Raw genomic sequence first — 3,884 nt, 5'->3', positions numbered from 1 at the left:
ATATGGCATCAGTGCTTGGGTGGGCGCGTTGCAAGGTGAAAGCGATCCGCTGCGGCCACTGGGCCGACAAGCTGAACAGGCCAGCACTCCCGGCGCCGCGGCGGTCACTAGCACGTGGCAAACCGTTAAAACCCCTGCCGAGCTTGATGCCGCACTGGCCGCCGCCAAGACTGCCAATCAGCCGCTGCTGCTGGATTGGTACGCCGACTGGTGCATCAGCTGCAAAGTCATCGAACGCGAGGTGTTGCATGCACCGGAAGTCACCAGCCAGCTGGGCCGCTATCGCCTGGTGCGCTTCGACATCACCGACAGCAGCGAAGAACAACGCGCGCTGCTGGATCGCTACAAGCTGTTTGGCCCGCCGGCTTTTCTGTTCTTTGCGCCTAACGGCGAAGAATGGGCGGATATCCGCGTAATTGGTGAAGTAGACGCCGCGACCTTCGCCGAACGCCTGCGCACAGCTGCCGCGCGCTGACGAGCTGCATATATTTGCAGCAATCTGCTGCTATCGTGCTTGGTACTGCTGACAACTGGACACTCACAGCAGGCTGCGGCATAGTCCGGCGCAGCGTTGAATGGCAACAACAATAAGGAAGACACCCACATGGCCACCTTACTGGTCCTGCATGGCCCCAACCTCAATCTGTTGGGCACACGCGAACCAGGCGTCTATGGCGCCACCACGCTGGAACAGATCAACCTCGATCTGGAGCGCCGCGCCCGTGAGGCCGGCCACCATCTGATGTACCTGCAAAGCAATGCCGAGTACGAACTGATCGAGCGCATTCATGCGGCTCGCGGTGAGGCGGTGGACTTTATTCTTATCAATCCGGCAGCTTTTACACATACAAGCGTCGCATTACGTGACGCGCTGCTGGCGGTGAGCATCCCATTCATCGAAGTGCACCTGTCAAACGTGCACAAGCGCGAACCTTTCCGCCATCACTCCTACTTTTCGGATGTTGCTGTAGGCGTGATCTGCGGCCTTGGCGCCAGCGGTTACCGGCTGGCCCTGGAGGCTGCCCTGGAACAACTTGAACGCCCCTGACCTTTTCCTTGGGAGTTGCTATTTATGGATATTCGTAAAGTTAAGAAATTGATCGAGCTACTGGAAGAGTCCGGCATCGATGAGCTGGAGATCCGTGAGGGCGAAGAGTCCGTACGTATCAGCCGTCATGGCAAACAGCCGCAATACGCCCCCGCTCCACAAATGTTCGCCGCCCCTGCCCCCGCCGCCGCTCCAGTAGCAGCAGCACCTATCGCCGAAGCCGCTCCAGCTGCTGCCAAATTGAATGGCAACGTGGTGCGCTCGCCGATGGTCGGCACCTTCTACCGCACCCCGGCGCCCACCTCGCCAGCCTTTGTTGAAGTCGGCCAGAGCGTGAAGAAAGGCGACATCTTGTGCATCGTTGAAGCCATGAAAATGATGAACCACATCGAAGCTGAAACCAGCGGCGTCATCGAATCCATCTTGGTGGAAAACGGCCAGCCGGTTGAGTACGACCAACCGCTGTTCACCATCGTTTGAACCGCGGAGAGCCTGCGATGTTGGAAAAAGTGCTGATCGCCAACCGCGGCGAAATTGCCTTGCGCATCCTGCGCGCCTGCAAAGAGCTCGGCATCAAGACCGTCGCGGTGTATTCCACCGCCGACCGTGAATTGATGCACTTGGGCCTGGCAGACGAGACGGTGTGCATCGGTCCTGGCCCCGCTAACAAATCCTACCTGCATATTCCGGCAATCATCGCCGCAGCCGAAGTGACCGGCGCTACCGCCATTCACCCAGGCTATGGCTTCCTCGCGGAAAACGCTGATTTTGCCGAGCAGGTGGAAAAATCCGGTTTTGCCTTTATCGGCCCGAAAGCTGAAACCATCCGCCTGATGGGCGACAAGGTTTCCGCCAAGCACGCCATGATTGCTGCTGGTGTACCCACCGTTCCTGGTTCCGACGGCCCGCTGCCGGAAGACGAGGAGACCGCGCTGCGCATTGGTCGCGAAGTCGGTTACCCGGTGATCATCAAAGCCGCTGGCGGCGGCGGTGGTCGCGGCATGCGCGTGGTGCACGACGAAGAAGAACTGATCAAATCGGCCAAGCTGACCCGCACCGAAGCCGGTGCTGCGTTTGGCAACCCGATGGTCTATCTGGAAAAATTCCTTACCAACCCACGTCACGTGGAAGTGCAGGTGTTGTCCGACGGTCAAGGCAACGCCATTCACCTGGGCGACCGCGATTGCTCGCTGCAACGTCGTCACCAAAAGGTGCTGGAAGAAGCACCGGCTCCGGGTATCGATGAAAAAGCCCGCCAGGAAGTGTTCGCCCGCTGCGTAAAAGCCTGTATCGACATTGGCTACCGTGGCGCCGGTACCTTCGAGTTCCTCTACGAAAACGGCGCGTTCTACTTTATCGAGATGAACACCCGCGTTCAGGTGGAGCACCCGGTTTCGGAGATGGTGACTGGCATCGATATCGTCAAGGAGATGCTCAGCATCGCCGCTGGCAACAAGCTGTCGATCAAGCAGGAAGATGTGGTAATCCGCGGTCATGCCCTGGAATGCCGGATCAACGCTGAAGACCCGTCGACCTTTATGCCGAGCCCGGGCAAGGTCAAGCACTTCCATGCCCCTGGCGGCAATGGCGTGCGCGTGGATTCGCACCTGTACAGCGGCTACAGCGTGCCGCCGAACTATGACTCGTTGATCGGCAAGCTGATCACCTATGGGGCAACCCGTGACGAAGCCATGGCGCGCATGCGCAATGCGCTGGATGAGATTGTGGTCGATGGCATCAAAACCAATATCCCGCTGCACAGGGATTTGGTTCGCGACAAAGGTTTCTGCAAAGGTGGCGTGAATATTCACTACCTCGAGAAGAAACTGGGCATCCACTAATTGGAATTGCTCTGGATAAAGGCCGCTTGATGCGGCCTTTTTTCATTTTCATGGGTGTGGCCGTGGTGCGCACAGCACACCCTACGATCGCCGCACAGCGTGCAAACGCAATAACGTACGACCTACATAGGGAAATGCAGATTCCATGGGAATCAAGACAGCTTTTCACGCCACGACAGCGGCCTTTCGTGAGGCATTTATCTGCCTCGGCTTAGCCTTTAGAGACAGCCTGCGTCCGGGCATTTTATTGCGCTCGGCCGGGCTCTGTGCGCTGGCGTTTATTCTATGGACCTGGGTGTTTATCGCCCACTACGACAAGATCGGCATGGTCTGCGGCATGTTGTCGTTGATCATTGTCTATGGCGGTGTGGTGATGGGTGCACTGCCAAGCCTGGGTGCGGCCGGCGGCAGTGTGGTGGCTATGGGCGGCATGGCAGGGCCCTTGGCCATGCTGGTGTTGTATGTGGCAGCGTTGGCGGTGGTGATGGTCGGGGTGCTGTATATCTTCGCCATCGTGGCCACCATTCGAGTGCCGTTAAGCTGGGTACTGATGGGCTCAGTGCGTAAACGCTGCATGCGCCATTACCCGTTGCTGCAGCAGCGCGCAGCGGCAGACCGCAACTTGCTACACGGTGCGCGTTATGTCGTTGGACCGTGGCTGGGGCTTACCCTGGGCATGCTGGTGTGTCTGCTGATTCCGCTGGTGAACGGCGTACTGATGGTGCTGTTGCTGGCGTATCTGAATGTGCGCTTTTTAACACCCGCGGCGTTTTCCAATCTGGTCAGCAGCAGTGAGCAACTGGCTGCACTAAAGGGCCAGCGGGGCGCCATCTTGGCCTTTGGCCTGCTGATTCTGCTATTGGCCATGGTGCCGGTGGCCAATCTGTTGCTACCCGCCCTACTCGCAGGCGGCGCCTGCCACCTCGGTTACCGTGGGCTTAAATCACCAGAAAACGCGCTCGAATAAACCGCGCCAGTACCAAACGCCAGGCAAA

At 58.5% G+C, this 3,884-nt stretch carries 5 protein-coding genes; all 5 read left to right on the top strand.

Translation table 11 applies throughout. The annotated features are described in order from the left end of the window. Positions 1–475: thioredoxin family protein (locus tag AAAB16_RS17405; RefSeq protein WP_340664449.1), on the top strand; the 475-nt coding region annotated here is incomplete at its 5' end. A 129-nt stretch (positions 476–604) separates the two neighbouring features. Then, a complete protein-coding gene (gene aroQ, locus AAAB16_RS17400; protein ID WP_340664448.1) occupies positions 605–1,048 on the top strand; it encodes a type II 3-dehydroquinate dehydratase in 444 nt (147 codons plus the stop codon). A gap of 24 nt (positions 1,049–1,072) precedes the next feature. Continuing rightward, entirely contained in the window at positions 1,073–1,528 is a 456-nt protein-coding gene (gene accB, locus AAAB16_RS17395) for an acetyl-CoA carboxylase biotin carboxyl carrier protein (RefSeq protein ID WP_110616867.1), read from the top strand. Positions 1,529–1,545: 17 nt separating this feature from the next. Next, positions 1,546–2,889 (top strand): acetyl-CoA carboxylase biotin carboxylase subunit, encoded by a 1,344-nt coding sequence (accC, locus tag AAAB16_RS17390; RefSeq protein ID WP_340664447.1) that lies wholly within the window; start codon positions 1,546–1,548, stop codon positions 2,887–2,889. A 145-nt stretch (positions 2,890–3,034) separates the two neighbouring features. Further along, on the top strand, positions 3,035–3,856 hold the full coding sequence (locus AAAB16_RS17385) for an EI24 domain-containing protein (RefSeq protein ID WP_340664446.1): 822 nt from the start codon (positions 3,035–3,037) through the stop codon (positions 3,854–3,856). Positions 3,857–3,884 lie beyond the last annotated feature (28 nt).

The sequence above is a fragment of the Pseudomonas sp. genome (assembly GCF_037994325.1).
Classification (GTDB): Bacteria; Pseudomonadota; Gammaproteobacteria; order Pseudomonadales; family Pseudomonadaceae; genus Aquipseudomonas.
This window is presented reverse-complemented; position numbering and strand designations above follow the sequence as displayed.